The sequence below is a fragment of the Aerococcus sp. L_32 genome, from assembly GCF_050689315.1.
Genome location: NZ_JBOEQF010000184.1, coordinates 1 through 4,158 on the forward strand (window position 1 = coordinate 1; position 4,158 = coordinate 4,158).

5 protein-coding genes are annotated in these 4,158 nt (G+C 37.0%); all 5 read right to left on the bottom strand.

The annotated features are described in order from the left end of the window. A partial coding sequence (locus tag ACRCJ0_RS09985) for a hypothetical protein (protein WP_431390345.1) occupies positions 1 to 156 on the bottom strand: 156 nt, incomplete at its 3' end. After that, a complete protein-coding gene (gene nrdI / locus ACRCJ0_RS09990; protein WP_016896485.1) occupies positions 128 to 532 on the bottom strand; it encodes a class Ib ribonucleoside-diphosphate reductase assembly flavoprotein NrdI in 405 nt (134 codons plus the stop codon). The genes ACRCJ0_RS09985 and nrdI, both read right to left, overlap by 29 nt. After that, a complete protein-coding gene (locus tag ACRCJ0_RS09995; protein WP_149358249.1) occupies positions 520 to 759 on the bottom strand; it encodes a glutaredoxin domain-containing protein in 240 nt (79 codons plus the stop codon). The genes nrdI and ACRCJ0_RS09995 overlap by 13 nt, the downstream gene beginning before the upstream one ends. Before the next feature lie 351 nt (positions 760 to 1,110). Further along, a complete protein-coding gene (gene gltX / locus ACRCJ0_RS10000; protein WP_431390343.1) occupies positions 1,111 to 2,586 on the bottom strand; it encodes a glutamate--tRNA ligase in 1,476 nt (491 codons plus the stop codon). Positions 2,587 to 2,672: 86 nt separating this feature from the next. Continuing rightward, positions 2,673 to 3,866, bottom strand: a complete 1,194-nt coding sequence (locus ACRCJ0_RS10005; protein ID WP_431390344.1) for a PIN/TRAM domain-containing protein — start codon at positions 3,864 to 3,866, stop codon at positions 2,673 to 2,675. Positions 3,867 to 4,158 lie beyond the last annotated feature (292 nt).

Genomic DNA, 4,158 nt, shown 5'->3' on the forward strand with positions numbered 1-4,158 from the left:
TGGGTTCACATATTCTAAGAAATAAGCCCTAACCGCTTCACGGTCTTTATTTAATTGGATTTTCTTGTCAGCAGTTGGGATATTTACCATATTGTTAAGCTTAAAGTAAGTAATGTCTTTCGTATTTTCAATTTTTAATTTCTTGGTATCTGTCAATTTTCTCTAACTCCTCTGTTAACTTAGCCACGTCATAGGCAGATCCTTGGAACTCAAATCCATGTAAGACAGGAATATCAAACTCAGCAGATAGTTCCTTTACTGTTACACAGAATAATTGGGCAAAGTTGCGGTTACCCCCACCAAAAAAGCCCTTGCATAACTTGGCATTATCCGCCCATTCTAAAAACTCTTCAGCCGTTTCAATCACGTCACCATACACATGACTTTCATATGATGGAATCACCATAATAAAAGGCTCAGTCATTGTCACTGGTGCTACTGCTGATGAAATCTCATAAGTATCGAACCCTTGAACTTTATTGATAAAACGTCTGGTTTGACCCGTTAATGAATAATAAACTATGCTTGCCATGCTTCCACCAAAGCTTCCATCTTTTCAGGTACATAACCATTGAAATGGTTTCCTGTTGAGTCTGCAATTACTGGTAAAGACAAATAACCTAATTCTTTTACTTCATCTAGATACATGTCCTCTATATCTACCCGTTTCTCTTCAAAAGGAATCTCTTTAGCTTCAAGGTATTTCTTAGCAAATACGCATTGTGGGCAGCCACTCTTTGCATAAACTGTGATTGTCATGGTCATTACTCCTCGCTTTTTATTAAAAAACACAATAAATTGTGGTTTGTTTATTTTTTAACCCTATATATTGTGTTTAATCTAGTCATAGTATAGGGGTGGAGATGAACTATTATCAATCCTTATTCACAAGTTTCCTAAAAGAAATAACAAATTGTATCTTCTAATTTTTATAGAATATGATAAATTAGGGGTTTTTAAACGTTTTATAATTTTTATACAAAAATACGATGGTGATTTTCGACAAAATGTAAGCAATTTTTGTATTTACTTGTAGCTTTTTGTACCGTTTAAATATAAAAAAACCCTATCCAAGTTTTTACGCTTAGATAGGGGATATTAAATGTTTAATTATAAACTTGCTAATGCTTGGTCTAAGTGGTGGGCTACTTTTTCTTTACCCAATACTTCAATTGTTAAACCAATTGAAGGACCGTGTTGTTCGCCTGAAGTGGCTACACGGATTGGCATATATAAGTTTTTACCTTTTACGCCAGTTTCTTTTTGAACAGCTTTGATGGCTGCCATAATGTTTTCCTCTTTGAAGTGATCAGCTGGAATTTCCGCTAATTTCGCTTGGAAGGCTTTTAAAACATCCGCTACACCTTCGCCAGCTAATACTTCTTTAGCATCATCTGCGATGTGTAGTTCATCTTGGAAGAACATATCTGATAAATCAACGATTTCAGCTGCATATGACATTTCATCTTTGTATAATGAAACTAATTTTTCAGTCCAAGCGCGTTCTTCTGCTGTAGATGTTTCAGATACACGGCCAGCTCTTTGTAGATGTTCAATCGCTAATTTCGCTACATCTTCAGCCTCTGCAGCTTTCATGTAACGGTTGTTGATCCATTCTAGTTTTTTGTTATCAAAGGCTGCTGGTGATTTACTTAAACGGTCTGTATCAAAGATTTCAATCAATTCATCGTGTGAGAAGATTTCTTCTTCGCCTTTTGGAGACCAACCTAATAATGTAATGAAGTTGAACATTGCATCCGGTAGGTAACCTAAGTCACGGTATTGTTCGATAAACTGTAAGATTGACCCGTCACGTTTAGATAATTTTTTACCTGTTTCAGCGTTAACGATTAATGTCATATGACCAAATGTTGGACGTTCAAATCCTAAAGCGTCATAAATCATTAATTGTTTAGGTGTGTTCGCAATATGGTCGTCACCACGTAATACGTGAGTGATTTTCATCAAGTGGTCGTCAACAACAACGGCGAAGTTGTAAGTTGGCATGCCGTCTTGTTTACGGATAACGAAGTCACCTGAAATGGCTGCTGACTCAAAAGAGATCTCCCCTTTTACCATGTCATCAAACGTATAAGTGGTGTTTTCAGGTACGCGGAAACGGATTGTTTCTGGACGGCCTTCTGCACGTGCTGCGTCGATTTCTTCTTGTGATTTATCGCGCCATTTACCAATATAACGTGGTGTTTCACCGTTTGCGACTTGGGCTTCATGTTCTGCTTCGATTTCCTCAGATGTATCAAATGCATAGTAAGCTAAGCCTTTGTCTAGTAATTCTGTTAGGTAACGGTCGTAGATATCTTTACGTTCAGATTGACGGTAAGGTCCAAATTCACCTGGCTTATCTGGACCTTCATCCCACTCAATACCCAACCACTGTAGGTTTTCTAGTTGAGATCTTTCTCCGTCCTCAAGGTTTCGTTTTGTATCGGTATCTTCAATACGAATAATAAATTCCCCGCCGTTGTGACGAGCGAATAAATAGTTGAACAAGGCGGTACGAGCATTCCCAATATGTAAATGGCCAGTTGGACTTGGCGCATAGCGTACGCGTACTTTATCTGACATGTTGATTTCTCCTTTTATCTTATGCTTTCAATCAAAATAGGCTGGTAAAAATACCAACCTAATTTTCCATCATTATAATTATATATCTAGTCAGCTATTTTGGCAAAGACCATGCGTCCTGCATTGGTTTGAATAGCTGAGGTAATCTCTACTGAAAGGGTCTCATCAATATGATGTTTCCCTTCTTCAACAACAATCATCGTACCGTCGTCCATGTAGGCAACCCCTTGTTGGCGCTCTGTACCAGCTTTTACAATATGTACAGAAATCGTTTCGCCAGGAATCACAACAGATTTCAATGAATTAGCCAACTCATTAATGTTTAATACTTTAATCTTGTGGAATTGACTCACTTTATTCAAGTTATAATCATTGGTTACCACAACACCATCAACTAATTTGGCTAGACGCAATAATTTTAAGTCTACTTCCGATTCATCATCGAAATCGCCGGCGTAGAAATCTACAATCACATCATCTAGCGCTTGGATTTGATTTAAAATATCCAAACCGCGTCGGCCACGAACCCGTTTCAATGAATCTGCTGAATCCGCAATGTATTGTAATTCTTTCAAGACAAAGTTAGGTACTACTATCACGCCTTCGATAAAGCCGGCTTTTAAGACATCTAAAATCCGCCCATCGATAATCACTGATGTATCTAAAATCTTATAGGGTTGATAAGCCTCATCCGCAGCTTGTCTAAGTGACAGTAAGGCATCCGTATACATATCATGGCCCTCTGAGTGAGTTGATAAGTCACTTTCATGTGTTTCCTTATCGGATTGTGCATCTTCAGTAATAGCCCTATCCGTTGATTCACTACGTCTCACCTGCGGAAAACGGGTAAGCATTTCCATAATCTCAGCGCTCTTATTAGAGAAGATATAGAAACCTAATACACCTAAGACAATGGTTAAGACAATTGGCAAGATATTTGAAATGAATGGCCACCCAATCGCCACTAAGGGAATGTTGATTAACCAAGCTAAAACTAGTCCAATAATAACACCTACTGCAGAAACTAAAACCTTTTCGATCGATAACTGACGCATGTCACGCTCGATATTGCGAATAAAACGCATCAATAAAGGCTGTGTTAATCCGTAAATAAGAAAAAGAATAATTGCACCAAGTACGATGTTAAACAATGGAGAATAGACAAAGCTAATATTGATATTGATCATGTCCCAAAGTAACGGTAATACATAATAACCTATTGAAGATCCTAATATCACAATGAGTACGCGAGACAAAATTTTCCAAAATCTTTCGTTCATTTTATTCACCTCCTTTTCTAATTCTAAAAAAATAAATTATGAAGCGGTTTCTTTGCTATACTACCGCTTTTAATAGTATAACTTTTTGTTTACATTTACACAATAAGCTTACTTATAATACAGTCTAGTATTTATAATCTTAACCTGAAATTAACATATGACTCATATTCGAGATTAAAAGAGAGCTTGGCTACCGTTTGGCCCAAACTCCCTAGTATTTATCTATTTTGGAAAAATCGCATTCAATACTTCTCTTACAGTAGTTACACCAACTACTTGTATTTTTTGTTTA

Bases quoted from the DNA above. Each gene is read 5' to 3' on its own strand.
- gltX (WP_431390343.1), bottom strand. From the start codon at position 2,586: ATGTCAGATAAAGTACGCGTACGCTATGCGCCAAGTCCAACTGGCCAT.
- nrdI (WP_016896485.1), bottom strand. From the start codon at position 532: ATGGCAAGCATAGTTTATTATTCATTAACGGGTCAAACCAGACGTTTT.
- ACRCJ0_RS10005 (WP_431390344.1), bottom strand. From the start codon at position 3,866: ATGAACGAAAGATTTTGGAAAATTTTGTCTCGCGTACTCATTGTGATA.
- ACRCJ0_RS09995 (WP_149358249.1), bottom strand. From the start codon at position 759: ATGACAATCACAGTTTATGCAAAGAGTGGCTGCCCACAATGCGTATTT.